This window comes from Anaeromyxobacter terrae (assembly GCF_022690685.1).
GTDB classification, from domain to species: domain Bacteria; phylum Myxococcota; class Myxococcia; order Myxococcales; family Anaeromyxobacteraceae; genus Anaeromyxobacter; species Anaeromyxobacter terrae.
In genome coordinates, this window is the sequence record NZ_JALCYY010000008.1 from 108945 (window position 1) to 133853 (window position 24909).

Below are 24909 nucleotides of genomic sequence, written 5' to 3' on the forward strand. Positions count from 1 at the left end.
CGCGCGAGACCCGGCGAGCAGGGGCGGGGGCGCGGCCCCGGTCAGATCAGAACACCACCCGCACGCCGAGGGGCAGCGGCACGAGCGCGACGCGCTGGGGGGCGCCGGCCTCCGACTCGCGCTCGCGCGGGTGGAGGAGCCGCGGGGCGGCGACCCCGATCGCGGTTCCGACGGCGGCGCCCGTGAGGACGTCGGAGAGGTAGTGCTTGTCGGCGGCGACCCGGAAGTACGCGACGCTCGTCGCGAGCGCCATCCCGACGCCCCACACCCACGGTGCGCTCCGGTAGCCGCGCAGGCTCGAGACCGTCCCCGCCGCGGCAGCGAACGAGAACGCGAGCGACGAGTGGCCTGAGTAGAAGGAGAGCTGGTCGTCCGGGTCGGGCTTGTGGACGGGCTCGGGGTAGTTCCCGTAGCGCACGAACGGCCGTTCGCGCCCCACCGACAGCTTCACGATCTGGTTCACGTCCGCGGCGAGCGCCACCGCCTCCACGACGAAGAGCGCGTCGAGGAGCGCGTCGCGCCGGGAGTCCGCGACGAGCGCGAACTGCGCGAGCGCCGCCGCCGGCACCACCCCGAACGCGAGCACGTCCGAGGCGGTGCGGGCCTGCTGGCCGTACCCCCACACGAGGAGCTTCCGCGCCTCACGATCGAACGCGGGCGGATCGCACCAGCGGCAGGTGGTGGGCGCGAGCTGAGACTTCGCGAGCTCCGTCCCGAACCAGATGACGCTCGCCCCGGCGGTGAGCGGGACGTCGAGGGCGAGATCGTAATGGAGTGCGTGCGGAGCGGCGTGGGCGGGGAGCGGCGCGGCGACGGCGGCGGCGAGCGCGAGGGCGGCGGCGAGCGCGAGGGCGGCGGCGCGGGCGGCGAGCATGCGCGCAAGCTATCATCCCCCGGATCCCCATGCCGCTTCCGCCCCATGGCGGCGGACCGCCCGGCGATCCGCCCTCCCCCGATCCGGTGCCGCTCCCCATCGACGGGACGCTCGATCTGCACGCGTTCCGGCCCTCCGAGATCGGCGAGCTCGTCCCCGAGTGGATCGAGGCGTGCCGTGCAGCCGGGATCCTCGAGCTACGCATCGTTCACGGAAAGGGCACCGGCGCGCTTCGCCGCACCGTGGAGGGGATCCTCTCGAGGCATCCGGCGGTCGCCGCGTTCCGCGCGGCCGATGAGGGCGCGGGCGGCTGGGGTGCGACGCTCGTGTCGCTCAGGAGCGGGTGAGCGCGGCCTCGGCCTCGGCCAGCGCCGCCTCGAGGCGGGAGGCGTCCGGGCCGCTCCCCTGCGCGAGATCGGGGGCGCCGCCGCCCTTTCCGGAGAGCGCCACCGCCGCGGCCCGGACGAGCTCCCCGAGGTGCGGACCTTCGCCCCTGGGCCGCGCGAAGGCGAGGTGGGCGCGCCCATCCTCGACGGCGCCGACGAGCGCCACCCGACCGCGCGCGGCGAGCGCAGCGGCGACGGCCTTCACGAACGCGGCGGCGCCCGGCGCGGGCGGGACGACCACGGCCCGCACCGCCCCGCCGCCCTGCCCGGCGAGCCGCTCCGCCTCGACCGCGGCGAGCGCGAGAAGGAGCCGCTCCACCTCCTTGCGCCGCGCCGCCCCGTCCTCCGCCGCGCGCGCGGCCACGGCCGGAAGCTCCGCCGGGGCGCAGCGGAGCGCGCGCGCCGCCTCGCCGAGCCGGCTCCGCGCCTGCGCGAGCGCGGCGACGACGCGCCCGCCGCAGACGAACTCGACGCGCGATCCTGCTCCCCACTTCTGCGCGCCGAGCACGGCGATCGCGCCGACCTCTCCCGTGCGGCGCGGGTGCGTCCCGCCGCACGGCGAGGCGTCCACCACGCCCACTCCGGCGGCGCCGGGATCGGAGACGACGACGACCCGCGCGCCCTTGGTCGGCGCCTTGCGCAGCGGCAGCGCCGCGAGCTCCTCCGCCGAGAGCTCCCGCGCCACGACCGGCAGGTCGCGGAAGACGAGGTCGTTCGCGGCCGCCTCGACCGCGCGCAGCGCGTCGTCGCCGAGCGTGGCGGCGGGAGCGTCGAGGTCGATCGTGCAGGTGATCTCGCCGAGGTGGAAGGAGAGCGTGCGCGCGCTCCGCGTCGCCTCGAAGGCGGCCGAGAGGAGGTGCTGGCCGTGGTGCTGCTGCACGTGGTCCCGCCGGCGCGCCCCGTCGACCCGGCAGGCGACCTGGCCCGCGGGCGCCGGCCCGTCGAGGACGTGGAGGATCTCGCCGCCGTCGTCCTGCACGTCCACCACGGGCACGCCGGCGATGGTGCCATGGTCGGCGGGCTGGCCGCCGCCCTCGGGGTAGAAGGCCGTCCGGTCGAGGAGGACCGCGGTGCGTCCGGACAGCTCGCGAGCCGCGGTGACGGTCGCCTCGAACTCCAGGAGGCCGCTGTCGGAGAGATAGAGCCGGTGGGTCACGGCCGGAGTCTAACCTGCGGCCCGTCCTCGGGGCGGGGGCGCACACCGTGGGAGGGCCCCGCGCGAAGCGCGGGAGGGGCGAAGCCCCTCCGGCGGGGAACGGTCGCGAACCCGCGAAGCGGGCGCGACCGTTCACGGGCCCCGCCGAGCAGGGGTGGGGCCCCGACGACGGCGGCCACGGGGCGGGGGCGCAGCCCCCGGTGTGATCAATCAATCAATGGCCATCGTATCGGCATGAAGCTCTCCATCCACGCGAACCACCTCTCGCTCCCGAAGGACGTCACGACCTTCATCGCCAAGCACGTCACGCGCCCGCTCGCGCGCGTGTACGACGACCAGGCCGCGGAGCTCTCCGTGCACTTCGACGACTCCCGACCGAAGAAGGGCGGCGTGGACCAGGCCTGCCGCCTCTCCTTCCGGATGCCGGGCGCGCGCACGATCCACGTCGAGAGCGTGCAGGAGGATCTCTACAAGGCGCTCCTCGACGCCTCCGAGCGGCTGAAGCGCCACGTGAGGAAGCAGGTCGACCGCATGCGCGCGACGTCCCGGAAGCCGATGCACCGGCCGCTCGGGCGCACCTGGCGCGAGCGCTCCACGCGCCAGGGGGTCACGCCCGACGGCGATCCAGCTGCGCTGTGAGGCACGCCTCCGCTCGCTCTACGCGCTGGCCTTCGCCGGCCCCAGCAAGCGGCGGACGTGGCCGAGGAGCGCCTCGCTCGTGAATGGCTTCTGGATGAGCTCCACGTCGCCGTCGCGGAGGCGGTCCTCGACCAGCACGTCCTCGGTGTGGCCGGTCATGAAGAGCACCTTCATGCCCGGCTGCTCTCCCTGGAGCGCGTCGGCGAGCTCCGCCCCGGTCATGCGCGGCATCACGAGATCGGCGAGGAGGAGATCCACGCGCGCGCCCCGGGCACGGGCCGCCTCGAGCGCCTCGGCCCCGTTGCGGCCCGCGACCACGTGATAGCCGCTCCCGGCGAGGACCCGCCCGAGCAGCACGCGCAGCGCGTCCTCGTCCTCGGCGAGCACGACGGTCTCCCCGAGACCGCGCGGCGCGGCCGCCGCCACCGGAACGTGCGCGCGCCCGGCGTGCTCCGCGCTGACCGGCAGGAACACCGTGAACGTGGCGCCCTGGCTCGGCCGCGACTCGACGCGGATCGCGCCGCCGGCCTGGCGCACGATGCCGTAGACGGTGGCGAGCCCGAGGCCGGTGCCGGTCTCCTTGGTGGTGAAGAACGGATCGAAGATCCGCGAGCGGACCTCGTCGTTCATGCCGCAGCCGCCGTCCTTCACGGAGAGCGTGACGTAGCGGCCGGCGGGGATGGGGAGGTCGCGCGGCGCCTCCGCGAGCTCCACGTTCGCGGTCTCGAGGGCGAGCGGGCCGCCGTCGGGCATGGCGTCGCGCGCGTTCACGGCGAGGTTCAGGAGCACCTGGGCGAGCTGGTCCGCGTCGGCGAGCACCGGCCAGGGAGCGTCCTGGAGGCGCGTGGTGAGCTCGATCCGCTCGCCGATGGCGCGCGAGAGGAGCTTGCCGAGGTCCTGCACGACCTTGTTGAGGGAGAGGACCTCCGGGCGGAGCAGCTTCTTGCGGGACAGCGTGAGGAGCTGCCGGGTCACGCCCGCCGCGCGGTGCGCCGCCTCTACGATGCCCTCCGCGCTCTCGCGCGAGCGCTGGTCGCCCCGCGGGAGATCTCGCATGAGCAGCTCGGAGTAGCCGAGGATCACGGCGAGCACGTTCGAGAAGTCGTGCGCGACGCCCCCCGCGAGCCGCCCGACCGCCTCCATCTTCTGCGCCTGGCGCAGGTTCTGCTCGAGCGCGCGCCGCTCCTCCTCCGCCCGCTCCCGCTCGGAGACGTCGCGGATCGAGAGCACCCGCAGCGCGCGGTCCTGGAGCGGCAGCTCGCCCGCGGTGAGCTCGACCGGGAGCTCCACGCCGTCGGCCCGGCGGTGACGCGCCGGGGCCGAGCGCGCGCCGGGCGCGGGCAGCGCCGCCGCGTCGCGCTCCGCGCCCTCCGCGCCCGCCGCGAGCAGCTCCGAGTAGCGGCGCGCGCGCAGCGCGTCGCGCGTCTCGCCGTAGAGCCGCTCCGCGGCGGGGTTCGCGTCGTCGATCTGGCCGCTCGCGCTGTCGACGAGGAGGATCGCGTCGGAGGAGGTCTCGAACACGCCGCGGTGGAGCGCCTCGCTCTGGACGAGCCGCACCACGAGGTCGCGCTGCTCGCGCCGCATCCGGCCCTTGTCGATCGCGTTCTGGACCTTGAGGTTCAGCGCGTCGTAGTCGGAGACCGGCTTCGTCACGTAGTCGAACGCGCCGATCTGGACCGCCGCGATGGCGGAGTCGATCGAGGCGTAGCCGGTGACGAGGATGACCTCGGCGTCGGGCTTCTCGGCCTTGAGCCCGCGGGCGACGTCGAGCCCCGAGCCGTCGCCCAGGTTCTTGTCGATGATGGCGACGTCGATGTCGCGCGCCTCGTGGGCGATGGCGAGCGCCTCGCGGACGGAGCCGGCGAGCAGGAGCCGCCGCCCGTCCCCCTCGAGGAAGCGGCGGAAGACGTCGAGGATCACCGGCTCGTCATCGACGATCAGGATCGTCGCCATGCGACCTCTCCCGGCCGAGCCGGACCCCCAGGGAGAGCGCGAACGCCGGCAGGGCGCCGCGCCCTGCCGCGAGCACGCTCGCCTCCACGAACGGCACCCCGCCCCGTTGCGGCCAGCCCGCACCCACCGAGAGCCTCCCGGCCGGCGCCGCCCCGCCATCGCCCGGGCGCGACGACTCGAGGACGAGCCCCGCGCTGCCCGTGACCCAGGCCGCGAGCCCCCCGAGCTCGCGCCGCGCGCTCACGCCGGCGAGGAGCCCGCCGACGTTCGAGGCGATCGGATCCTGGCCGTCTCCCGTCGCGCGCCGGCGGCTCAGGCCCATCCACTCCGCCTCGACGCGCCAGGACAGCATCAGCCCGGCCGGCGCGAGCGCGGTGTCGCGCTCGAGCGCAAGGCCGGCCCGCGGTCCGAGCGCGTCTCCGCGCCCCGCCGCGACGCCGGCGGCGAGGATGAGCCCGTCCCGGCCGCGCGGCGGGACGAGCACGACGCTCCCGCGCGAGCGCACGCCCCCCGCCGTGAGCGCGAGCGCGTCCTCGCTCCGCGCCTCCACCGCGGGCGGCAGGTAGCGCACGCGGTAGACGCCCTCGCCCTCCGGCGCGACCTCGAGGACCTTGCCCCGCGCGGCCGTGACGGCGGGCGCCGTGGCGACCGGGTTCCCGTATCGGTCCTGCACGGTCACCCGGAGCGTCGCCTCGCGGAGGCCGTCCGCGACGACGACGCGCTCGTCGAGCCGCGCCACCGCGGGCGGGCCGGGCAGGAGCGGGAGGGCGCGCGAGCCGGAGAGCCCCTCCGCCTCGGCCCGGGCGGTGACGAGCACCTCGCGCCGGCTCCCGAACTTCTGCGGCACGACGAGGCGCGCCTCGTGGACGCCGGGGGCGCGCTCGACCGGGCGGGACAGGGTTCCGCCCACGGCCCCGAGCGCGACCGCGCCGCCCTGGGTGGCGTTCCCCGCCGCGTCCACCACGCGCGCGGTGACGACCACCTCCGCCGAGTCCCCGCCGGCCACGAAGGCCTCGCGGTCGAAGGCGAGCGCCACCGCCGCCGGCCGGCCGGGCGACGCGCCCACCCGGACGATCGCCCTCGACGCGGGCGCCCCCGCGAGCCGCACCGCGAGCCGCTCCTCGCCCGCCGGACCGGGCGGCAGGGTCCAGAGCACCTCGTACGCGCCCGCCTCGCGCGGCGACACCGACACCGAGCCGCGCGACGGCTCGACCACCGGCACGTCACCGCGCCGCGCGGCGCCGTGGGGCGCGACGACGTACGCGACGACGCGCACCTGCTCCTGCCGGTCCGCCTGCACCGTCGCGCGATGCGCGACCGCGTGGACGAGCGGCGTCTCGGGGACGTGCAGGTCGATCGGCCTGAAGCCGTGATGCGCCTCGCGCACGCCGGGCGGCACGATCACCGGGATGACGGCGAGCCCGTCCTCACCGGCGACCTCGGGGCCGAAGGTGCGGTCGCCGATGCGCAGGGAGATGGTCTGGCCGGGGCTCGCGCGGACGCGCGCATCGCCCTGGCCGAGGAGGGGGAGCGCGATCCAGCCGTCGAGCGGGCCGGCGGCGCCGCGGGCGGTCGCGGCGATGATCGCGACCTGCGGGAAGCGCTCCGCGGGCGGACGGTAGCGCGCGGCGAACCCGCCGTTCGGGAGCCGGCGAACCCCGTCCACGCGCCCGGCGCTCGCGCTGACCGAGAGCTCCTCCACCTCCGGCGGCGCCCAGATCCGGAGCTCGGCGGAGCCGTCGCGCCCGAGCAGGAGGCGGCTCGGCTCGGCGCTGAACCGGAGCGCCCCGCCGCCCGCCGGGGTGCCTCCCTCCGCGACGCGAACGGCCCGCGCCGCGTGCGCGGGGGCAGCCGTCGCGAGCAGCACGCCCGCGACCACACAGAGGAGGGCGCGCAGCCCCGGCTCAGCGCGTCGCGGGAGGGCCATTCCAGTCGATCTCGACCGACTCGATCCCTTCCTCGGGTGGGCAGCGCGCCGCCTTCTCGGCCCGCGCGCCCTTGCGGCCGCGCTTCTCGGTCGCGGCGGGCTCGCGGCTCGTCCGGCAGCCGCGTTCCGCCTCGGCGCGGCGCGAGGCCACCTTCGCGAGCACGCCCGCGGTGACCTCCTCGGGCGCGCCCTCCGGCGCATGCCAGCGCGGCGGCGGCTCCTCCACGGGCGGCCCGCTCGGCGCGGGGGCCTTCGTCGCAGCCGGCGTCTCGGCCACGGCCGTCGCGGGCTCCACCGTCTCGGTGAGCCGCGCGACGCCCACGACCATGCCGGCGAGGGTCGCGCCGGCGGCGAAGCCCGCCATCACCTTGAAGCCGCTCATCGCGCACCTCCGGCGCCGGGGGCGGGGACCCGCACGCAGAACTCGGTCACGGCCCAGGGCAAGCGGGCGGGATCCTCCTCCGGCACGAGGTACACCTGTCCGCCGTCCTGCGCCATCAGGCGGCGCGCGATGTGGAGGCCGAGCCCCGTTCCCTTGCCCGGAGCCTTCGTCGTGAAGCGGGCCTCGAACATGCGCGCGCGCGCGTCGGACGAGACGCCCACGCCCTCGTCCGAGACGCGGACCTCGACCGCGTGCGGGCCGTGCTCGAGGACGCGCACCTCGAGGCGCGCGCCGGGGGCGTCCTCGATCGCGTCGAGGGCGTTCGCGAGGAGGTTCGTCGCGGCGTGGACGAGGGCGGCGGGGCGGCCGAACCCCTCGAGCCTGCCGGGGCCGAGGCCGAGCGTGAAGCGCTGCCCGAGCGGCCGCACCCGGTGGGCGAGGAGCTCCACAGAGCGGCCCACCACCGGGCCGACCGCGAACGGCGCGGGCGGGGACGCCTCCGGCCGCAGGAGCTCCTCGTACCCGCTCACGATCTCGGCGATGCGCGCGAGCTGGCCCCGCAGCATCCGCCACTCCTCGACGGCGTCGAGCGCTCTCCCCAGGCTCCGCTCGAGCAGCGTCGCGGCGGCGTCGGCGCCCATGAGCGGCTGCTTGAGCTCGTGCAGGAGCCCGGGCGCGAAGAGCTCCGCGTCGAGGCCCGCCAGCACGTCGTCCGTCCTGCGCGGCATCGGTCTCCCTACGCCAGGTGAGCCGCCGTGGCGGCCGGGAGGAGGACGGTGACGGCGGCGCCGGCCCCCTCCTCGCTCTCGACGAGGATCTTCCCTCGATGCGCCTCGACGATGCTGTGCGACACCGATAACCCGAGACCGACACGGCCCGCCTGGTCCTTCGTGGTGAAGAAGGGATCGAAGATCCGCTCGCGGAGGCCGGAGGGGATGCCCTTGCCCGTGTCCGCGACGCGCAGCCGGAGGGCGTCCCCGTCGATGGAGCCGAGCGAGACCTCGAGCGTGCCGCCCCGGGGCATGGCGTTGATCGCGTTCTCGACGAGGTGAGCGACCACCTGCTGGAGCTGGACGACGTCGCCCTGCGCGTCGGGGAGCGGCTCCTCGAAGCGGGCGCACACCGCGATGCCGGCCGCGCGCAGGCGATCCTCGTAGAGGTCGAGCGCGGCCCGGACCGGCCGCACGAGCGAGAACCGCTGGCCCAGCGCGGAGCGCTCCTGGTCGGCGAAGCTGCGCAGGTCCTCGATGACGCGCGCGACGCGCGCCGCCTGCTCCTGGGCGTTCGCGATGAGCTCGCCCTGCGGACTGGCCGGGCCGAGCTGCTTCCTCACGATGGCGAGGTACCCGGTGATGGCGGTCATCGGGTTGTTGAGCTCGTGGGCGATGCCCGCGCCGAGGGAGCCGAGCGCGGCGAGCCGGCGCGTGCGCAGGATCTGGTCCTGCGCGGCCTTGAGCTCGGCGGTGCGCTCCTCCACCCGCGCCTGCAGCTCGCGGTTCCAGCCGCGGATCTCCTCGTCGCGGCGCCGGATCTCGGCGGTCATCCGCCCGAAGGCGCGCCCGAGCTCGGCGATCTCGTCGCGGCCGCGGGCCTCGACCGGCGTGCCGTAGTCGCCCGCCGCGATCGCCGCCGCGGCGGAGGAGAGCCGCTGCACCGGACGGCTGACGCGCCGCGCGAGGAGCGAGCCGACCGAGAGCGCGAGCAGGATCGCGAGGCCCGCGATGGTGACGGTGTAGGCGCCGAGGTTCTCCGTCGCGGCGAAGGCGACGTTCATCGGCTGCGCCACGACCGCGCCCCAGCCGTACGTCTTCACCGGCGCGAAGGCGGCGAGCCAGCGCCGGCCGTCGGCGCGATGGACGAGCCGCGAGAGGGCGCCGGTCCTCGCGAACCCGACCTCGGGCAGCGCCTTCTCCTCTCCCGCGATGCGCCCGTCCGGCTCGCCGTGCGCGAGGAGCTCCCCGCGCCCGTCCACGAGGTAGGCGACGCCCGCGCCCTTGCGCGTGAGCTCGGCCACGCGGGTCGCGACGTCGGTGAGGACGATCTCGGCAGCGAGGGTTCGATTCGGCTCGAGCCGCACCGCGACGGCGAGGCGCGGGACCCCGTCCGCCCCGCGGTACGGCTTCGAGAGCTCGAGCCGCCCGACCTCCGCGGGCGGGGCGGGCAGCCGCCGGGCGAACGAGTCGAGCGCGTCGTCGGTCACCTGGACGCGGCCGGCGAGGCGCGGGTCCTCGGGCCGCACGGCGTCGGCGGGGGAGCGCGGGACCGCGACGAAGATGGGCCCGGCGACGGGCGCCTTGTCGTCGTCGACGATGGCGAGGATCGAGAGGAACGGCAGCTGCCGGTATTGCAGGCCGAGGATGTTGCGGAGCTCGGAGTGGGAGTAGACGTCGAGCGGCAGCACCGCGCTCGTGGAGAGCCGCAGGTTCTCGAGCGCTCCCGAGACGAACCGCTCGCTGAAGAGGGCCAGATCCTCGGCCGACTGCTCCTGCATGCGCCCGACGGTCCGCTGCAGCTCGTCCCGGCTCACCTTGTACGAGGCGATGCCGAGCAGGGCGACCGGGAGGACGCCCACGGCGAGGAGCAGGAGGCCGATCTTGGCGGCGAAACGCATGTACGGTGAGAGGCCTCCGGGTGAGCACGCGCGCACCCGGGTCGGGAAACGCGAGGCGGACCGATCCTGTTCCGCCGATGTGCCCGCCCGGGAGCGGCAATATGGAAGGGCACCGTGCGAGCGAGCAAGCCTCAGGGTGGTGGAGCGCCCTACATGCTGCCATCCATCTACGGGAAAGCACTGAGTTTCCCGGATCAGTACGACCCCTTTCGGGGGATGATCTTTTGAGCGCAAAAGGCTCGCGGGGGCGCGGCTCCGTTGGACTGCCGTCCCAGGTCGGGTATGGTTCGCGCGCCTTGACGCACCCCGGAGCCCTTCCATGACCCTGCTCGAGAAGCTCATGCCGAAGTCGGACGACTTCTTCTCCGACTTCGAGGCTCAGGCCGCCACCGTCGTCGAGGGCGCGAAGCTCCTGAAGGCCCTCCTCGACGACTTCACCGACGTGCCGGCCAAGGTCCAGGCGATCAAGGACGTCGAGCACCGCGCGGACGACATCACCCACCGCGCCTTCGCCCGGCTTCACACGCAGTTCATCACGCCCTTCGATCGCGCCGAGATCCACCGGCTCCTGTCGCGCATCGACGACGTGCTCGATCTGGCGGACGCCGCGGCGGAGCGGCTCGGGCTCTACGACCTCGACCAGGTGCTCCCCGACGCGCGCGACCTCGCCGCCGTGCTCGTCGCGCAGTCGGAGAAGATGCGCGAGGCGGTGGCGGGCCTGCGGGACATGAAGAAGAACCCCGGCAGGATCCTCGAGGCGTGCAAGGAGATGAACGTCCTCGAGAACCAGGCCGACACGCTCACGCGCCGCACCATGGCGAAGCTCTTCAAGCGCGGCAACGACCCGCTCACGGTCCTCAAGTGGAAGGAGATCATCGATCTCATCGAGACCGCGACGGACCGGGCCGAGGACGTCGCGAACGTGATCGAGGGCGTCGTCCTCGAGCACGCCTAGCGCAGAACGCCTCCCGATCAGCCCTCCTCCATGCTCCTCCCCATCGTCGTCGGGCTCATCCTCGTCGCCCTCGCGTTCGACTTCCTCAACGGCTTCCACGACGCGGCGAACTCGATCGCGACCGTCGTCTCGACGCGCGTGCTCTCGCCGCTGTGGGCGGTGGCATGGGCCGCGTTCTTCAACTTCATCTCCGCCGCGCCCGTGCTGTGGGGCGTGGAGCTGAAGGTCGCCGCCACGATGGGCAAGGGCATCGTGCAGTTCGACCTGCTGCGCGCGCACGGCACGCCGCTCGTCCTCACCGTGATCTTCTCCGCGCTGATGGGCGCCATCGTCTGGAACCTCCTCACCTGGTGGTGGGGGCTCCCGTCCTCCTCCTCCCACGCGCTGGCGGGCGGCATGATCGGCGCCGCCCTTCCGCCGCTCGGCTTCTCCGGCCTCATCGGCTCGGGCATCGCCAAGATCGCCGCGTTCATCGTGCTGTCGCCGCTCATCGGCATGGTGCTCGGCTCGACGATGATGGTCCTCACCGCCTGGGTGGTGCGGAGGAAGACGCCCGCGCGCGTCGACGCCCTGTTCCGGCGGCTGCAGCTCGTGTCGGCCGGAATCTTCAGCTACAGCCACGGCACGAACGACGCCCAGAAGGTCATGGGCATCATCTCGGTCATCCTCTACGGCACGATCTGGGCGGATCGCGTCTCCACCGCGGACGTGGCGGCCAAGTTCCCGGTGCCGTTCTGGGTCGTGCTCTCCTGCCACGGAGCCATCGCGCTCGGCACGATGTTCGGCGGCTGGCGCATCGTGCGGACGATGGGCCACAACCTGACGAAGCTCCAGCCCATCGGCGGCTTCTGCGCCGAGACGGGCGGCGGCGTCACCATCCTCGCGCTCGCCCACTACGGCATCCCGGTCTCGACGACGCACACCATCACCGGCGCGATCGTCGGGGTGGGCTCGACGAAGGGCACGCGGGCGGTGCGCTGGGGCGTCGCCGGGCGGATCGTGTGGGCCTGGATCCTGACCATCCCGGCCGCGGCGCTCGTGGCGACGATCGTCTTCTTCGTGACCCACGCGATCGTCAGGGCGCTGACCTGACGGGACGATCCAGCGGGGGCTGCGCCCGGCTTCTCGCCGGGTCCCGGCGTCAGGAGCCGCGCGCCCGCGAGGCGAGCATGCCGCACGCAGCGTGCTCGTCCTGCCCGCCCGAGTAGCGCCGCACGATGGGCTGCCCCGGCAGCGCGCGTCCGAGCGCGTCCCGGAACGCGCTCCACTCCGCCTCGTCGGGCGGGCGGTAGCGACCGCTCGCGTCGTTCACGGCGATGGGGTTCAGCCGTACGGGGATCCCGGCGAGGAGCTGTCCGAGGGCGGCGGCGTCCTCCTCGCCCGTGTTCACCCCGGAGATCATGACGTACTCGAGCGTGACCCGGCCGCGCCTCGCGGCGTGCTCGCGGATCGCGTCGACGAGCTCCTCGAGCGGGAACCCCTGCTCGATCGGCATGAGCGCGCGGCGCTTCCAGGGGATCGCGGCGTTGAGCGAGACGCACAGCCGGAACTTGTGCCCCTCCGCCGTGTAGCGGCGGATCATGGGCACCACCCCGGCGGTGGAGATGGAGATGCGCCGCGCGTCGATGCGGCCGCCCGCCGGATCGCAGAGCGTGTAGGCCGCGTCGAGCACCGCGTCGTAGTTGAGGAACGGCTCCCCCTGGCCCATGAAGACGACGCCGGTGACGGGCCGCGCCGCGTCCGCGCGGACGTGGAGGAGCTGCGCGACGATCTCCCAGGCGCGCAGCGATCGCGTGAGCCCCAGGGTGCCGGTGGCGCAGAAGGCGCAGGCGAGGGCGCAGCCGGCCTGCGAAGAGAGGCAGACCGTGTGGTGCGTGTCGAAGAGCGGGATGCGCACCGCCTCGACGCGCGCCCCGTCCGGCAGCTCGAAGAGGTAACGGCGGAAGCCGTCCTTCGCGTCGACGGTCGTGACGCGGCGCAGCTCGCCAGGCGTGGCGAGCGCCTCGACCCGATCGAGCACCTCGCGGCGGACGTTGCGCGCCGCGCGGAGCGGCGCGCCCCGCCCGATCACGGCGCCGAGGATGCGGCGGGCGTCGTCGAGGGCGATGCCGGTCCGCTTCGCGAGCGCGCGGCTGTCCTGCCCGAGGAGGTGGAGCACGCGGCGCACCATAGCCCAACTCCCACCCGGCGCGAGCCATCGCCCGGGCGAGTGGTCACCCCCTCGGCGGCTCGAGCGCGGTCATCGCCGGACGCGGCGGACCCGGCGCCACGCGCCCGGCGCGCGGCTCACGAAGGCGTTCCCCTCCAGCGCGAAGCGCCACGGCCGCTCCGCCCAGGGGCCGGCGTAGTCGACGTTCACGCGGCGGGCGGCGATGATCGGCTCGGCGGGGGGCGGCGCGTCGAGCACGAACAGATCGTCGCCGGTGAGCTCGCGGCCGTTGTCGTGCTCGCGCCGGATGGCGAGCGCGCGGCAGAGGTTGCCCGGGCCGCGCGTCGAGTGGAGGCAGCCCTCGACCGGCTCGCCCGCGCGGAGCAGCACCGCGGAGGGGAACCCCTCTCCGCCGGTGACCACGTTCATGCAGTGGCTCGTGCCGTAGATGAGATAGACGTAGGCGACGCCGGGTGGCCCGAACATGATGGCCGCCCGGCGGGTCGGGCCGAAGCGTGCGTGCGAGGCCCGATCGTCCGGGCCGTGATACGCCTCGGTCTCCACGATGCGCGCGGCGCGGCGCACGCCCCCGTCGCAGTGGACGAGCACCTTTCCGAGCAGGTCGCGCGCCACCTCGCGCGTGTCGCGGGCGTAGAACTCCCGGGCGAGCTTCATTCAGGACCGCCGACGGTACCAGCCCGGGGCCGGCCGGCGTCAAGCGCCCCCCGCGGATACGCAGTTTCCCGGGGACGGTCCGCGCGCCGCGCGTTACGCTCCGTCCTCCCCGTGCGGCCCCTCGCGATCATCCTCCTCGTTCTCGCGGCCGCGCCCCTGAGCGGCCGCGCCGCGAGCGCCGTCGGCGCTCCGGAGGAGCCGCCGCAGCAGCGGTCACCGCAGGCGTCGCCGCAGCAGGAGCCGCCGCCACCTCCCGCCGAGCCGCCGCCCGCGAAAGGCGGCGAGACGTACGTCACCGGCGACGACCGCGACTTCGAGCCGGAGGTCCCCGCGCGCTCGCTCGCGCTCGGGCCCGTCGGCCGCGGCGACCTGCTCGTCTCGCTCGATCTGGGCTGGCTGCGGAGCGGCCTCCGCGCCGACCTCGGCCTCGGGAGCTGGATCGATCTCACCCTCCGCGCGGACACGCTCCTCCTCTACGACCGCTTCCGCGGGCAGAGCGGGATCTACGCGGGCGTGCGCGCCTCGCCGACCTCGCAGGGGCTGTTCCGCGCCAGCGCAGAGCTGTCGGTGGGCCAGGTCTTCGTCCCCGGCGACGCCACCATGGCGAACCTGACGGCGTTCCGCGGCTCGGCGACCGCGGGGCTCGTCCTCGATCTCGCGACGCTCTACGGACGCGCGGACATCCGCTGGGTCTCGAACCTCAAGCCGGCCGGACCGGGCTGGACCCGGGACGCCGAGCTGGGCGCGGGCGTCGAGCGCGCCTTCGGGCGCTTCGTGGTGGGCGCGGAGGGATTCGTCTGGGCGCGGCCGGGCCTCTCGGGCCTCGGCCAGTGGAGGGTCCGTGTCGGCATGGCGATCTAGCCTGCTCGCCTCGGTGCTCGCCGCCGCGCTCGCCGCGTGCGGGACGCGCGATGTCGAGACGCATCCGTTCGCGATCCAGGTGACGCCGGAGCTCCCGCCGGGCTTCGACTCCTACGTGCTCGCCGGCACCGGCCGGATCGTCGCGCCGACGGTGTTCGTGCTGGCGGGGGTGGTGCTCGCGGAGGGTGCGGCCCCGATCGACGTCGAGGTCCGCTTCCGGGACGACGTGCCCGGCGGCGTGGTGCTCCCGGCGCAGCTCGACGGAGCGCCGGCGACGCTCGTTCTCCTTCGCAGCGGCGGCGGCATCGGACCGGACGGCGAGCCGCTCCCGTTCCTCGGCCTGCGCCTCGCGACCGGCACCGGCGCGGCGATCGTCGATCAGCTCATCCTCTTCGAGGGGGCGTACAAGGGCGGCGGGACCGACATCCTTCCGATCACGCAGATCGACCCGAGGCCCGACCTGCCGCTCTTCCGCGTCCGGGAGGACTGGTCGGAGTTCGAGCCCGCCGAGTGCGGCCCCGTCTACTACGACTTCCTCGAGGTGATCGGAGACGACGAGCTCTTCAGCCTGCGCCGCGAGGGGCGCCGCGATCTCACGATCGGCGCGGCGGACAGCACGCCCTGGAAGATCTTGCACGTCCTTTCGTGGCATCGGCGGGGCAAATGCCAGGCTCAGGCAGAAGCCTGGACGGAGTTCGCCGCCTGGCGCTAAACGATGTCCCCATGCGCCGCGCCAAGATCGTCGCCACCCTAGGTCCCGCCTCGTCCGACCCCGACGTCCTCCAGCGCCTGCTCGGCGCCGGAGTCGACGTCGCGCGGCTCAACTTCTCGCACGGGCAGCACGAGGACCACGCCCAGATGCTCGATCGCATCCGGACGGCCTCGCGGCACCTCGGCCGCGCGATCGCCGTGCTCCAGGATCTCCAGGGCCCGAAGATCCGCACCGGCCCGCTCGCGGTCGGGCGGGAGGGCGTGCGCCTGGAGCCCGGGGCGGAGATCGAGATCACGACCGAGGCCGAGGTGAAGGGCGACGCGCACCGCGTCTCCACCACCTATCCCCACCTCGCGGAGGACGTCCGGCCGGGCGATCGGCTGCTCGTCGACGACGGGCTCATCGAGCTGCGGGTCCTCGGGACGGACGGCGTGCGCGCCCGCTGCGAGGTGGTCGAGGGCGGCGTGCTGCGCGAGCACAAGGGCATCAACCTGCCCGGCGTGACGCTGCGCGCCGAGGCGCTCTCGGACAAGGACCGGGCCGACATCGCCTTCGGGCTCGCCCACGGCGTGGACGCGGTGGCGCTCTCCTTCGTGCGCTCCGCGGACGACGTGCGGGCCTGCCGCGACGAGATGGAGCGCGCCGGCCGCATCGTCCCGGTGATCGCGAAGATCGAGAAGCCCGAGGCGCTCGACGCCATCGACGCGATCATCGAGGCCGCCGACGGCGTCATGGTCGCCCGCGGCGACCTCGGCGTGGAGATCCTGCCGGAGCGCGTCCCGCTCCTGCAGAAGGACATCTGCCGCCGCGCCAACACCGCGGGGAAGCCGGTCATCATCGCCACGCAGATGCTCGAGTCGATGATCGAGCACCCCCGGCCGACGCGCGCGGAGGCGTCCGACGTCGCGAACGCCGTGTGGGACGGCGCCGACGCGGTGATGCTCTCCGCGGAGAGCGCGAGCGGACGCTTCCCCGTGAACGCCGTGCAGATGATGGACCGCATCGTCCGCGAGGCGGAGACGAGCCCGTCGACCACCGGGGTCTTCGGCGTCCCGCCCGGCCCGGCGCCGTTCAACCTCGTCACCGCCGCCGCCGCCTGCGAGGCGGCCGACGCCGCCGCCGCGGTCGCGATCTGCTGCTTCACGCTCTCCGGCACCACCGCGCGGCTCCTCTCGCACTTCCGGCCGCGCGTGCCGATCATCGCCTTCTCGCCCGACCAGTCGATCCGCCGGAGGCTCGCGCTCTACTGGGGCGTCGTCCCGCGCATCATGGAGCCGGTGAAGAGCGCCGACCTCATGGCCGAGCTCGTCTCCGACCGGCTCCTCGAGGAGGGCGTCGTGAGCCCGGGCGATCGGGTCGTCCTCGTCCACGGCTCGCCGCTCGGCATCCCCGGCGCGACGAACTCCATCCGGCTGCACGAGATCACGCACCCCTCGGACCGCGGCCCGGCGCAGCGCTACCGCGTGCCCGTCTAGAAGCCCCTGGAGATCCACGACGACATGGCCCCCCCGACCTCCGCCGCGCCCATCCCCTCCGCCGGAATCCCCGCCCTGCAGCGCGCGCTCGCCGAGGCGAAGCTCGACGCCTGGCTGCTCTACGACTTCCACGGGCAGAACCCGACCGCGGTGAGCGCGGTCGGTCTCCAGGGGCACATGCTCACCCGGCGCTGGTTCTACCTCGTGCCCGCCGCGGGCGAGCCCGTCGCGCTCGTGCACGCCATCGAGCTCGGCTCGTTCCCGCCCGACATCCCGGGGCGGCGCGAGAAGTACGCCTCCTGGGCCTCGCTGAAGGAGGCGCTCGCGCGGCTCCTTGGGGCGCTCCCGCCGAGCGCCCGGATCGCGATGGAGTACTTCCCGATGGGCGCGATCCCGTACCTCTCGCGCGTGGATGCGGGCACGCTCGAGCTCGTGCGCTCGTTCGGCGTCGAGGTGGTCTCCTCGGCGGACCTCGTCCAGCGCTTCCTGTGCCGCTGGGACGCGGCGCAGGTGGAGAGCCACCGCCGCGCGCTCGCCGCCATCGACGCCGCGAAGGACGCGGCCTTCGCGCGCATCGGCGAGGCGCTCCGCGCCCGCGAGACGCTCCTCGAGACGGACGTGCAGACGTTCCTCATGGAGCGCTTCGCCGCCGCCGGCCTCGAGACGGACCACCCGCCCATCGTCGCGGTGAACGCCCACGCGGGCGACCCGCACTACGCGCCCTCCGAGCAGACGCCCACGCCCATCCGCGCGGGCGACATGGTGCTCATCGACCTCTGGGCGCGGGGCACGGGCCCGCGCGACGTGTACGCGGACATCACCTGGGTCGGCTACTGCGGGGAGAAGCCGCCCGAGCGGCTCGAGCGGATCTTCCGCGTCACCGCCGACGCGCGCGACGCGGGGCTCGCGGCGCTCGAGCGCGCACACCGCGAGGGCAAGACGCTCCAAGGCTGGGAGGTGGACCGCGCCGTGCGCGACCACATCTCCAGCCAGGGCTTCGGCGACCGGTTCGTCCACCGCACCGGCCACTCCATCGGCCTCGCCGTCCACGGCGACGGCGCGAACCTCGACGACCTCGAGACCCACGACACCCGCCCGCTCGTGCCGGGGCTCGCCTTCTCGATCGAGCCCGGCATCTACCTGCCGGAGGAGGGGCTCGGCGTGCGCAGCGAGATCGACGTGTTCCTCGCCGACGACGGCCCGAAGGTGTTCTCGAAGATCCAGCGGGAGCTCGTGCGGATCCGATGAGCGCCTCGCCCGCCGTCGTCGCCACCGCGGTGGTCCTGTTCCGGGACGGGCCGGGCGGCCGCGAGGTGTTCCTCGTGCGCCGCGGCGTCGAGCGGCGCTTCGCTGCGGGGTTCCACGCCTTCCCAGGCGGGCGGCTCGATCCGGAGGACGCCGAGCTCGACGTCCCGGGGCACGCGGGCGAGGCGGCCGCGCTCGTCGCCTGCGCGGCGCGCGAGCTCTTCGAGGAGACGGGGGTCCTCCTCGCGCGCCGAGCAGGTGACGCGCCGTCGCCGGCGGAGCAGGCCGAGGGGCGGCGCGCGGTGCTCGAGGGGATCCTCTCGTTCCGCGCCTTCCTCACCCGGCACGGCCTCGCCCTCGACCCCGCGCGGCTCGCCCCCGCCGGCCGCTGGATCACGCCTCCGCACCTCCCGCTCCGCTACGACGCGCGCCTCTTCCTCGTCCGGCTCGAGGCGGAAGACGCGCCCGAGGTGTGGGCGGGCGAGCTCGCGGGCGGCGCGCTCGTCCCGGTGGCGCGGGCGCTCCGGCGCTGGTCCGCGGGCGAGCTGCTCCTCCACCCGCCGAACCTGCACGCGCTGCGGGTGCTCGCGCGCCCGGGCGAGCCGTCCCTCGCGGCGCTCTCCGCCCCGCCGCACTGCGACGCCTTCGTCTCCCGGCGCATCGAGTTCCAGGAGGGCTTCTTCCTCGCCGCGCTGCGCACACCCACGATCCCGCCCGCGACGCACACGAACGCCTGGCTCGTTCCCGCCGGCGACGGCCTCGCGGTGGTGGACCCGGGGGCGTCCGACCCGGCGGAGCAGGCGGCGCTCCTCGCGGCGCTCGACGCGCTCGCCTCGGAGGGCCGGCCGCCCCGCGCGGTGTGGCTCACGCACGCCCACCCCGATCACACCGGCGCGGTCGCGCGCGTCGCGGCGCGCTACGGCGTGCCGGTCCTCGGCCACCGGCTCGCCGCCGGCCGCGTGCCCGGCGGCGTCGAGGTGCGCCCGGTGCGCGACGGGGAGCTCCTCGGCGGGCGCTTCCGGGTCCTCGAGACGCCCGGTCACGCGCGCGAGCACCTCTCCTTCCTCGACGAGGACACGGGCGCGCTCGTGTGCGGCGACATGGTCTCGACGCTCTCGACCATCGTCATCGACCCGCCCGAGGGCGACATGGCCGAGTACGAGCGGCAGCTCGAGCGGCTCCGCGCGCTCGGCCCCCGCACGCTCTACCCGGCGCACGGCCCGCCCGCGCCCGCCGCGCCGGAGCGGCTCGGCGCCTACCTCGCGCACCGCCACGCGCGCGAGGCGCTCGTCGTCGCCGCGCTCGAGGAGGGCTCGCGTTCGCTCGCGGACGTGACGGCGCGCGCGTACGCGGACACCCCGCCCGCGGCGCTCCCGCTCGCCGAGCGCAGCTGCCTCGCGGCGCTCCACAAGCTCGCCGCGGAGGGACGGGCCACGCCGACGGGGGAGGGCTGGCGGCGAGCCTGATCGCGGATTTCCGAGCGGCGCCTCGGGAATGCCACGCGGACCCACCGCCAGAATTCCCCAAACCCCCGAAATTCCGGACGGCCGTGCGGGCACGTGCGTTGCAGCCGGACGGTCCCATGCTCCCCCGCGCGTCAGCCGCCCGCGTCGGTCTCCTGCTCGTGTCGGCCTTCCTGGTCGGCGGCGCCTCGACAGAGGTGGCGGTCCGGACACACGGGGCGATCGCGCGCGCCCGCGCCGAGCGCGAGCTTGGCTCCGCCGGGCAGCTCGTCGCGCTGGAGCTCAGGGATCCCAGCGGCGAGATCGTGGCGCGTCCGCGGATCATCGCCCCGGCCGGCAAGGCCGCCGAGGTGGTGCTCCACGAGCCTGGCGAGCCCGGCGCGGTGCGCGTCGCGTTCCGGGTCGAGGCGGTGCGGGACGCGACGGGCGACATCGCGCTCGCTTACGCGCTGTGGGTGCCGGGACACGACGTGAAGGCCAGCGGAACCGTGCAGCTCACGCCGGGGGTCGAGCAGAAGATCGCGCTCGCCGACGGCGCGCTCGTCGCGACCTGGCTCGCGGTGCCGGTCCCCTCCGCCGCGCTCGACGCGTACCTCGAGAGCGAGTCCGCGCGTCCGCGCGGCTCGCGCCGGGACAGTTAGAACGGGGGGCTGCGTCCCTCCCCGTCTCTTCGCGACGGGGCCCCTCCCTGTAGCGGGGGCTATGCCCCGCGCCCCGGCGGACTCGCTGCCCGTCACCACGCGTGATTGGCGGTCCAGTCCAGCACGCAGGACGGCGACGCCCCGGCTCGCTAGCGCTCGCCCTCGATCGCCTTCGCCTCGGTCTCGAGGCGCGCCGCCTCGGCGAGCGCGAGGCGCTCGCGATGCGCGAGGAGCTGACGCTGCTCGATGAGCACGCGGAGCCGGCGGTGGCGCTCGGGATCCTGCCCGGTCGTGAGCGAGGCGCCGAACTGGGCCATGCGCAGCTCGTTGCTGGCGGTGGTGATGCGGATGTCGAGCGCGTGGACCGCCGCCGCGAGGCGGTCGGCCTCGTCGCGGGCGGCGTCGGCGCGCTCGCGCAGCTCGTCGGGAGAGGGCGGCAGCGCGGCCGGCAGCGCGCCTTCGCGCTGGAGTTCGGCCTCGATGGCGCCGGCGAGCTCCTGCGCCCGCACGAGCAGCCGCTCGAGCTCGCGGCGCACGTTCTCGCCGTGGATCTGGCGGAGCTTCAGCTCCTGGATCCGGACCGCAAGGAGATCGAGCTCCGCGCGGTGAGCATCGAGCTCGGCAGGCGGCGCGCAGAGGAGCAGGGCGAGGGCGATGCCTTCGAACATCTGCGGGTGAGGAGAGCAACCCACGTGCCCGCGCCCCTCGCGGCCCGGATCAAGCACTTACACGCCGCGCGCGGGGCGGGACTTGCGCAAACCCGTCGGGATCCTCGGAAATCCGTCACACACCCGTCACCCGCTCGCGGGGGGTCACGGAGTGAGCGACGGCTCCGCGTAGTCGCCGCTGCCGACGAGGTTGCCGCGCTCGTCGTAGCTGCGCCAGGTGCCGCACTGGGCGCCCCCGCAGCGGCGTCCCTCGGTGCGCGTCGCCCCCGACGGCCAGTAGGCGACGAACCGGCCGTGCGGGACGCCGTCCCGAAACTCCGCCTCCTCCTCGCGCGCGCCCGACGGGGCGAAGACCGTCCAGAGCCCCGTCTTCGCGCCGCGCGCGTAGCTCCCCGCGCGCGCGACGCCCCCGCCGCGGTGGTACTCGACGAACGCGCCGTCCCGCTCGCCCGCGCGGTAGCGCTCCTCGATCCAGAGGCCGCCGTCGTCGTAGTAGCGGCGCGCTGGCCCCTCGCGGCGCGGCTGCCCCGCCACGTCCTTCCCCTCGCACCACTCCTCGAAGCCGTCGGGCGGCGCGAGGCCGCGGTGCGCGGCGCCGGGCGGGCACTCGAGCGCCGCGGCGAGCGCGAGCGCCAGGGCGAGGGCCGTCACTCAGAGCTCCTCGGCCTTCTCGCCGGCCTTCACGATCCCGTACTTCTCGAGCTTGTAGTAGAGCGCCGAGGGCTTGATGCCGAGGAGCCGCGCCGTCTCCGCCTTCACGCCGCGCGCCTTCTCGTAGGCGGCGAGGATGAGCTGCCGCTCGAGGTCCTCGAGGATGTCGGTGAGGCTCCGATCGCCGCTCGGCACCGGGAGGGAAGGCGCCGGGGGCGCGCGGCGGACGCCCTCGGGGAGGTCGCGCGGCCGGACGACCTCACCCTCGGCGAACACGAGCGCTTGCTCGATGACGTTCTCGAGCTCGCGCACGTTGCCCGGCCAGCGGTGGCGGCGGAGGAGCTCCATCGCCTCGGGCGCGAGCCCCGTCACGGCGCGCCCCATCCGCGGCGCGAGCCGGCCGACGAAGAACCGCGCGAGCTCCTCGACGTCGCCGGGCCGGTCGCGCAGGGGCGGCAGCACGATCGGCACCACGTTGAGCCGGTAGTAGAGGTCCTCGCGGAACCGGCCGCTCTCCACCATCTGCGCGAGGTCGCGGTTCGTCGCGGAGACGACGCGCACGTCCACCTCCACCGTCTCCTCCCCGCCGACGCGCTCGAACTGGCGCTCCTGCAGGACGCGCAGGAGCTTCACCTGCACGGCGGGCGGGATCTCGCCGACCTCGTCCAGGAAGAGCGTGCCGCCGTTCGCGAGCTCGAAGCGCCCGAGCTTGCGGCGGATCGCGCCGGTGAAGGCGCCCTTCTCGTGGCCGAAGAGCTCGGACTCGAGCAGGCCCTCGGGGATGGCGGCGCAGGAGATCGACACGAACGGCTGCTCGCGGCGCGGGCTCCCGTCGTGGATGGCGCGCGCGACGAGCTCCTTGCCGGTGCCGGACTCGCCGAGGACGAGCACGGTCGCGCCCGTGGCGGCGACCTTGCGCACGTGGTCGAGCACGCGCCGCATCGGCTCGGAGCTGCCCACGAGGCCGTGGGACCGATCGCGCCCGAGGTCCTCCTCGAGCGCCTCGGCGCGGGCGCGGGCGTTCCGCGCGCCCTTGCGCTCGCGCGCGATCTCGATGGCCTTCTCCACGCGGGCGCGGAGCACCTCGGGCGAGAACGGCTTCTCGATGAAGTCGATGGCCCCCTCGCGCATCGCCTCGACCGCGACGGCGATGGTCCCGTGGGCCGAGACGACGAGCACCGTCGCGTCGGGGTCCGCCTCGCGGAGCCGGCGCACCACCTGGATCCCGTCCACCGGGACCATGCGGAGGTCGGTGACCACCACCTCCGCGGGCTTCTTGCGGTAGGCGGCGACCGCCTCGGCGCCTCCGCGCACGGCGAGGACGTCGTGTCCCAGGCGAGAGAGGGCGATCGCCATGCCCTCGCGGACCGCGTCGTGATCGTCGGCGATGAGGATGCGAGCCATCGGGGTCGAGAGTGTAACCGACGCTCCCCCGGGGACGCTCGCTCGCCCGCCCTCGTTTTTCCGAAGGTCTGGCTGCGACATTTCGTGTTTGTCATCGCCCGCCGGGTGGTTACGGATCGGGGGACGCCGGAATTCGCGGTGGGAGCCCTCGATGCCCCTCGACAAGAAGACCACCAGCTTCAACCTCGGCTACGTCCTGCTCGCCGCCCTCGGGGTCATGCTCCTGCAGAACTGGTGGTCCCAGTCGCAGGCGGTCCAGACCCTGCCGTACAGCGAGTTCCAGAAGCTCGTCCGGGAGGACAAGATCGCCCGCGTGGTGGTCTCCCAGGACGACGTGCAGGGCGAGCTGAAGGAGCCGCTCAACGGCAAGAAGCGCTTCGTCACCACCCGGGTCGACCCGGAGATTGCGAAGGAGCTCGACCAGCACGGCGTCGTCTACGCGGGCCGCTTCCAGAACGAGCTCGTCCCGCTCATCCTGTCCTGGGTCCTCCCCATCGCGCTCTTCTTCGGGATCTGGGTCTTCCTCGGGCGCCGGATGGCGAAGCAGCTCGGCGGACCCGGCGGCGGGCTCATGGCCATCGGCAAGTCGAAGGCGAAGGTCTACGTCGAGACCGACACCAAGGTGACCTTCGAGGACGTGGCCGGCGTCGACGAGGCGAAGGCGGAGCTGAAGGAGGTCGTCGAGTTCCTGAAGGATCCGAAGCGCTACGGCCGGCTCGGCGCGCGGATGCCGAAGGGCGTCCTGCTCGTCGGCCCGCCCGGCACCGGCAAGACGCTCCTCGCGAAGGCGGTCGCCGGCGAGGCGGGCGTCCCGTTCTTCTCCATCTCCGGCTCGGAGTTCGTGGAGATGTTCGTGGGCGTCGGTGCGGCGCGGGTGCGAGATCTCTTCGAGCAGGCCCGGCTCAAGGCCCCGGCCATCATCTTCATCGACGAGCTCGACGCGCTCGGCCGCGCCCGGGCCTCCATGCCCGGGATGATGGGCGGCCACGACGAGAAGGAGCAGACCCTGAACCAGCTCCTCGTCGAGCTCGACGGCTTCGACCCGCAGGCCGGCATCGTGCTCATCGCGGCCACGAACCGGCCGGAGATCCTGGACCCGGCGCTGCTCCGCGCCGGGCGCTTCGACCGGCAGGTGCTCGTCGACCGGCCCGACCGCGCCGGACGCACGCAGATCCTGGTGGTCCACACGCGCAAGGTGACGCTCGCCCCCGGCGTGAAGCTCGACGAGGTGGCGGCGCTCACGCCCGGCTTCACCGGGGCGGACCTCGCGAACCTCGTGAACGAGGCGGCGCTCGTCGCGACCCGGCGCAACGCCGAGCAGATCACCATGGAGGACTTCAACATGGCGATCGAGCGGATCGTCGCCGGCCTCGAGAAGAAGAACCGGCTCCTCAACCCACGCGAGCGCGAGATCGTCGCCCACCACGAGCTGGGCCACGCCTTCGTGGCGCAGGCGCTGCCCGGCACCGACCCGGTCCACAAGATCTCGATCATCCCGCGCGGCATCGGCGCGCTCGGCTACACCATCCAGCGGCCGACCGAGGACCGCTACCTCATGACGCGCGAGGAGCTCGAGGCGAAGATGGCGGTGCTGCTCGGCGGCCGCGCCGCCGAGGCGGTCGTCTTCGGCCACTACTCCACCGGCGCCGCCGACGACCTCGCCAAGGTGACCGACATCGCGCGCAACATGATCACCCGCTACGGCATGGACGGGTCGCTCGGCCCGGTGACCTACGAGTCCGAGCCGGAGGGCTTCCTCGGCCAGGTGACCGGGGTGCGGCGGCTCTACTCCGAGGAGACCGCGCGCGAGATCGACGTCGCCGTGCGCGAGACGGTGGACGCCGCGTTCCAGCGCGCCCGCGCGATCCTGCTCGACAACCGCCCCCTCCTCGAGGAGTCCGCGAAGGAGCTGCTCCGCCGCGAGACCCTCGCCGGCGAGGACCTCGCCGCGACGCTCGGCCGGGTCCGCGCTGCGGGCACGCGGGTCGCCGCGACTGTCTAACGGGGGCTGCGCCAGTTTTAGAACGGGGGACTGCGTCTCCCGCCCCGCCGAGCAAAGCTCGGCGGGGCCCCACCCCTGCT

Annotated in this window: 23 protein-coding genes; 11 read left to right on the forward strand and 12 right to left on the reverse strand. The window is 74.5% G+C overall.

Annotated elements, in window-relative coordinates; translation table 11 throughout:
* Positions 1–46: 46 nt before the first annotated feature.
* Positions 47–874 (reverse strand): phosphatase PAP2 family protein, encoded by an 828-nt coding sequence (locus tag MNY62_RS05665; protein ID WP_242343136.1) that lies wholly within the window; start codon positions 872–874, stop codon positions 47–49.
* Between the two features lie 29 nt (positions 875–903).
* On the opposite strand from MNY62_RS05665, the gene MNY62_RS05670 reads away from it, so the two are divergent.
* A complete protein-coding gene (locus tag MNY62_RS05670) occupies positions 904–1221 on the forward strand; it encodes a Smr/MutS family protein (protein ID WP_242343137.1) in 318 nt (105 codons plus the stop codon).
* Here the strand turns inward: MNY62_RS05670 and MNY62_RS05675 are convergent.
* Positions 1208–2416, reverse strand: coding sequence for an alanyl-tRNA editing protein (locus MNY62_RS05675; protein ID WP_242343138.1), 1209 nt, complete (start codon positions 2414–2416; stop codon positions 1208–1210). The two genes, MNY62_RS05670 and MNY62_RS05675, sit on opposite strands and share 14 nt — an antisense overlap.
* A 234-nt stretch (positions 2417–2650) precedes the next feature.
* Between MNY62_RS05675 and MNY62_RS05680 the strand changes: the two genes are divergently transcribed.
* On the forward strand, positions 2651–3055 hold the full coding sequence (locus tag MNY62_RS05680; RefSeq protein WP_242343139.1) for an HPF/RaiA family ribosome-associated protein: 405 nt from the start codon (positions 2651–2653) through the stop codon (positions 3053–3055).
* An 18-nt stretch (positions 3056–3073) separates the two neighbouring features.
* Here MNY62_RS05680 and MNY62_RS05685 read toward each other — a convergent pair whose 3' ends face one another.
* From MNY62_RS05685 to MNY62_RS05705, 5 genes are read right to left on the reverse strand one after another with little or no spacing between them, the layout of a single operon-like run.
* A complete protein-coding gene (locus MNY62_RS05685; RefSeq protein WP_242343140.1) occupies positions 3074–5008 on the reverse strand; it encodes a hybrid sensor histidine kinase/response regulator in 1935 nt (644 codons plus the stop codon).
* Complete coding sequence (locus tag MNY62_RS05690) at positions 4983–6935, reverse strand: hypothetical protein (protein ID WP_242343141.1); 1953 nt, start codon at positions 6933–6935, stop codon at positions 4983–4985. The genes MNY62_RS05685 and MNY62_RS05690 overlap by 26 nt, the downstream gene beginning before the upstream one ends.
* Positions 6913–7317 (reverse strand): hypothetical protein, encoded by a 405-nt coding sequence (locus tag MNY62_RS05695; protein WP_242343142.1) that lies wholly within the window; start codon positions 7315–7317, stop codon positions 6913–6915. The genes MNY62_RS05690 and MNY62_RS05695 overlap by 23 nt, the downstream gene beginning before the upstream one ends.
* Complete coding sequence (locus tag MNY62_RS05700; protein ID WP_242343143.1) at positions 7314–8045, reverse strand: sensor histidine kinase; 732 nt, start codon at positions 8043–8045, stop codon at positions 7314–7316. The genes MNY62_RS05695 and MNY62_RS05700 overlap by 4 nt, the downstream gene beginning before the upstream one ends.
* 8 nt (positions 8046–8053) lie before the next feature.
* Entirely contained in the window at positions 8054–9928 is a 1875-nt protein-coding gene (locus tag MNY62_RS05705) for a sensor histidine kinase (RefSeq protein ID WP_242343144.1), read from the reverse strand.
* A 319-nt stretch (positions 9929–10247) separates the two neighbouring features.
* Here MNY62_RS05705 and MNY62_RS05710 point away from each other — a divergent pair, with 319 nt between their 5' ends.
* Both MNY62_RS05710 and MNY62_RS05715 read left to right on the forward strand, forming a co-directional pair.
* Positions 10248–10883, forward strand: a complete 636-nt coding sequence (locus MNY62_RS05710) for a DUF47 domain-containing protein (RefSeq protein WP_242343145.1) — start codon at positions 10248–10250, stop codon at positions 10881–10883.
* Positions 10884–10913: 30 nt separating this feature from the next.
* Positions 10914–11975 carry an inorganic phosphate transporter gene (locus tag MNY62_RS05715; protein ID WP_242343146.1) on the forward strand — a complete coding sequence of 354 codons (1062 nt, stop codon included), beginning with the start codon at positions 10914–10916 and terminating at the stop codon, positions 11973–11975.
* A 49-nt stretch (positions 11976–12024) separates the two neighbouring features.
* Here MNY62_RS05715 and MNY62_RS05720 read toward each other — a convergent pair whose 3' ends face one another.
* On the reverse strand, positions 12025–13041 hold the full coding sequence (locus MNY62_RS05720) for a radical SAM protein (protein WP_242343147.1): 1017 nt from the start codon (positions 13039–13041) through the stop codon (positions 12025–12027).
* An 81-nt stretch (positions 13042–13122) separates the two neighbouring features.
* Positions 13123–13707: a DNA-3-methyladenine glycosylase gene (locus MNY62_RS05725; RefSeq protein ID WP_242343148.1), complete on the reverse strand. Its 585-nt coding sequence runs from the start codon at positions 13705–13707 to the stop codon at positions 13123–13125.
* A 111-nt stretch (positions 13708–13818) separates the two neighbouring features.
* On the opposite strand from MNY62_RS05725, the gene MNY62_RS05730 reads away from it, so the two are divergent.
* The 6 genes from MNY62_RS05730 to MNY62_RS05755 all read left to right on the forward strand — a co-directional run bounded on the left by MNY62_RS05730 (position 13819) and on the right by MNY62_RS05755 (position 20104).
* Complete coding sequence (locus MNY62_RS05730) at positions 13819–14568, forward strand: hypothetical protein (RefSeq protein ID WP_242343149.1); 750 nt, start codon at positions 13819–13821, stop codon at positions 14566–14568.
* The gene (locus MNY62_RS05735; protein WP_242343150.1) at positions 14549–15280 is read left to right on the forward strand and encodes a hypothetical protein; all 732 of its coding nucleotides are present in this window, start codon (positions 14549–14551) and stop codon (positions 15278–15280) included. Before MNY62_RS05730 ends, MNY62_RS05735 begins: the two co-directional genes overlap by 20 nt.
* 11 nt (positions 15281–15291) lie before the next feature.
* The gene (gene pyk, locus MNY62_RS05740) at positions 15292–16755 is read left to right on the forward strand and encodes a pyruvate kinase (protein WP_242343151.1); all 1464 of its coding nucleotides are present in this window, start codon (positions 15292–15294) and stop codon (positions 16753–16755) included.
* 24 nt (positions 16756–16779) lie between these two features.
* Positions 16780–18003, forward strand: a complete 1224-nt coding sequence (locus MNY62_RS05745) for a M24 family metallopeptidase (RefSeq protein ID WP_242343152.1) — start codon at positions 16780–16782, stop codon at positions 18001–18003.
* The gene (locus tag MNY62_RS05750; RefSeq protein WP_242343153.1) at positions 18000–19466 is read left to right on the forward strand and encodes an MBL fold metallo-hydrolase; all 1467 of its coding nucleotides are present in this window, start codon (positions 18000–18002) and stop codon (positions 19464–19466) included. Before MNY62_RS05745 ends, MNY62_RS05750 begins: the two co-directional genes overlap by 4 nt.
* 116 nt (positions 19467–19582) lie before the next feature.
* Complete coding sequence (locus tag MNY62_RS05755) at positions 19583–20104, forward strand: hypothetical protein (protein WP_242343154.1); 522 nt, start codon at positions 19583–19585, stop codon at positions 20102–20104.
* A 149-nt stretch (positions 20105–20253) separates the two neighbouring features.
* Here MNY62_RS05755 and MNY62_RS05760 read toward each other — a convergent pair whose 3' ends face one another.
* The 3 genes from MNY62_RS05760 to MNY62_RS05770 form a co-directional block, all read right to left on the reverse strand.
* Positions 20254–20772, reverse strand: coding sequence for a hypothetical protein (locus MNY62_RS05760; protein WP_242343155.1), 519 nt, complete (start codon positions 20770–20772; stop codon positions 20254–20256).
* Positions 20773–20916: 144 nt separating this feature from the next.
* Positions 20917–21423: a toxin-antitoxin system YwqK family antitoxin gene (locus MNY62_RS05765; RefSeq protein ID WP_242343156.1), complete on the reverse strand. Its 507-nt coding sequence runs from the start codon at positions 21421–21423 to the stop codon at positions 20917–20919.
* Positions 21424–22827, reverse strand: coding sequence for a sigma-54-dependent transcriptional regulator (locus tag MNY62_RS05770; protein WP_242343157.1), 1404 nt, complete (start codon positions 22825–22827; stop codon positions 21424–21426).
* A gap of 151 nt (positions 22828–22978) precedes the next feature.
* On the opposite strand from MNY62_RS05770, the gene ftsH reads away from it, so the two are divergent.
* The gene (ftsH, locus tag MNY62_RS05775; protein WP_242343158.1) at positions 22979–24829 is read left to right on the forward strand and encodes an ATP-dependent zinc metalloprotease FtsH; all 1851 of its coding nucleotides are present in this window, start codon (positions 22979–22981) and stop codon (positions 24827–24829) included.
* The last annotated feature ends 80 nt before the right edge of the window (positions 24830–24909 follow it).

Excerpts from the sequence above, each read along its gene's own strand:
- MNY62_RS05665 (WP_242343136.1), bottom strand. The coding sequence starts at position 874 with ATGCTCGCCGCCCGCGCCGCCGCCCTCGCGCTCGCCGCCGCCCTCGCG.
- MNY62_RS05670 (WP_242343137.1), top strand. The coding sequence starts at position 904 with ATGCCGCTTCCGCCCCATGGCGGCGGACCGCCCGGCGATCCGCCCTCC.
- MNY62_RS05680 (WP_242343139.1), top strand. The coding sequence starts at position 2,651 with ATGAAGCTCTCCATCCACGCGAACCACCTCTCGCTCCCGAAGGACGTC.
- MNY62_RS05685 (WP_242343140.1), bottom strand. The coding sequence starts at position 5,008 with ATGGCGACGATCCTGATCGTCGATGACGAGCCGGTGATCCTCGACGTC.
- MNY62_RS05690 (WP_242343141.1), bottom strand. The coding sequence starts at position 6,935 with ATGGCCCTCCCGCGACGCGCTGAGCCGGGGCTGCGCGCCCTCCTCTGT.
- MNY62_RS05695 (WP_242343142.1), bottom strand. The coding sequence starts at position 7,317 with ATGAGCGGCTTCAAGGTGATGGCGGGCTTCGCCGCCGGCGCGACCCTC.
- MNY62_RS05700 (WP_242343143.1), bottom strand. The coding sequence starts at position 8,045 with ATGCCGCGCAGGACGGACGACGTGCTGGCGGGCCTCGACGCGGAGCTC.
- MNY62_RS05705 (WP_242343144.1), bottom strand. The coding sequence starts at position 9,928 with ATGCGTTTCGCCGCCAAGATCGGCCTCCTGCTCCTCGCCGTGGGCGTC.
- MNY62_RS05710 (WP_242343145.1), top strand. The coding sequence starts at position 10,248 with ATGACCCTGCTCGAGAAGCTCATGCCGAAGTCGGACGACTTCTTCTCC.
- MNY62_RS05715 (WP_242343146.1), top strand. The coding sequence starts at position 10,914 with ATGCTCCTCCCCATCGTCGTCGGGCTCATCCTCGTCGCCCTCGCGTTC.
- MNY62_RS05725 (WP_242343148.1), bottom strand. The coding sequence starts at position 13,707 with ATGAAGCTCGCCCGGGAGTTCTACGCCCGCGACACGCGCGAGGTGGCG.
- pyk (WP_242343151.1), top strand. The coding sequence starts at position 15,292 with ATGCGCCGCGCCAAGATCGTCGCCACCCTAGGTCCCGCCTCGTCCGAC.
- MNY62_RS05745 (WP_242343152.1), top strand. The coding sequence starts at position 16,780 with ATGGCCCCCCCGACCTCCGCCGCGCCCATCCCCTCCGCCGGAATCCCC.
- MNY62_RS05750 (WP_242343153.1), top strand. The coding sequence starts at position 18,000 with ATGAGCGCCTCGCCCGCCGTCGTCGCCACCGCGGTGGTCCTGTTCCGG.
- MNY62_RS05755 (WP_242343154.1), top strand. The coding sequence starts at position 19,583 with ATGCTCCCCCGCGCGTCAGCCGCCCGCGTCGGTCTCCTGCTCGTGTCG.
- MNY62_RS05760 (WP_242343155.1), bottom strand. The coding sequence starts at position 20,772 with ATGTTCGAAGGCATCGCCCTCGCCCTGCTCCTCTGCGCGCCGCCTGCC.
- MNY62_RS05770 (WP_242343157.1), bottom strand. The coding sequence starts at position 22,827 with ATGGCTCGCATCCTCATCGCCGACGATCACGACGCGGTCCGCGAGGGC.
- ftsH (WP_242343158.1), top strand. The coding sequence starts at position 22,979 with ATGCCCCTCGACAAGAAGACCACCAGCTTCAACCTCGGCTACGTCCTG.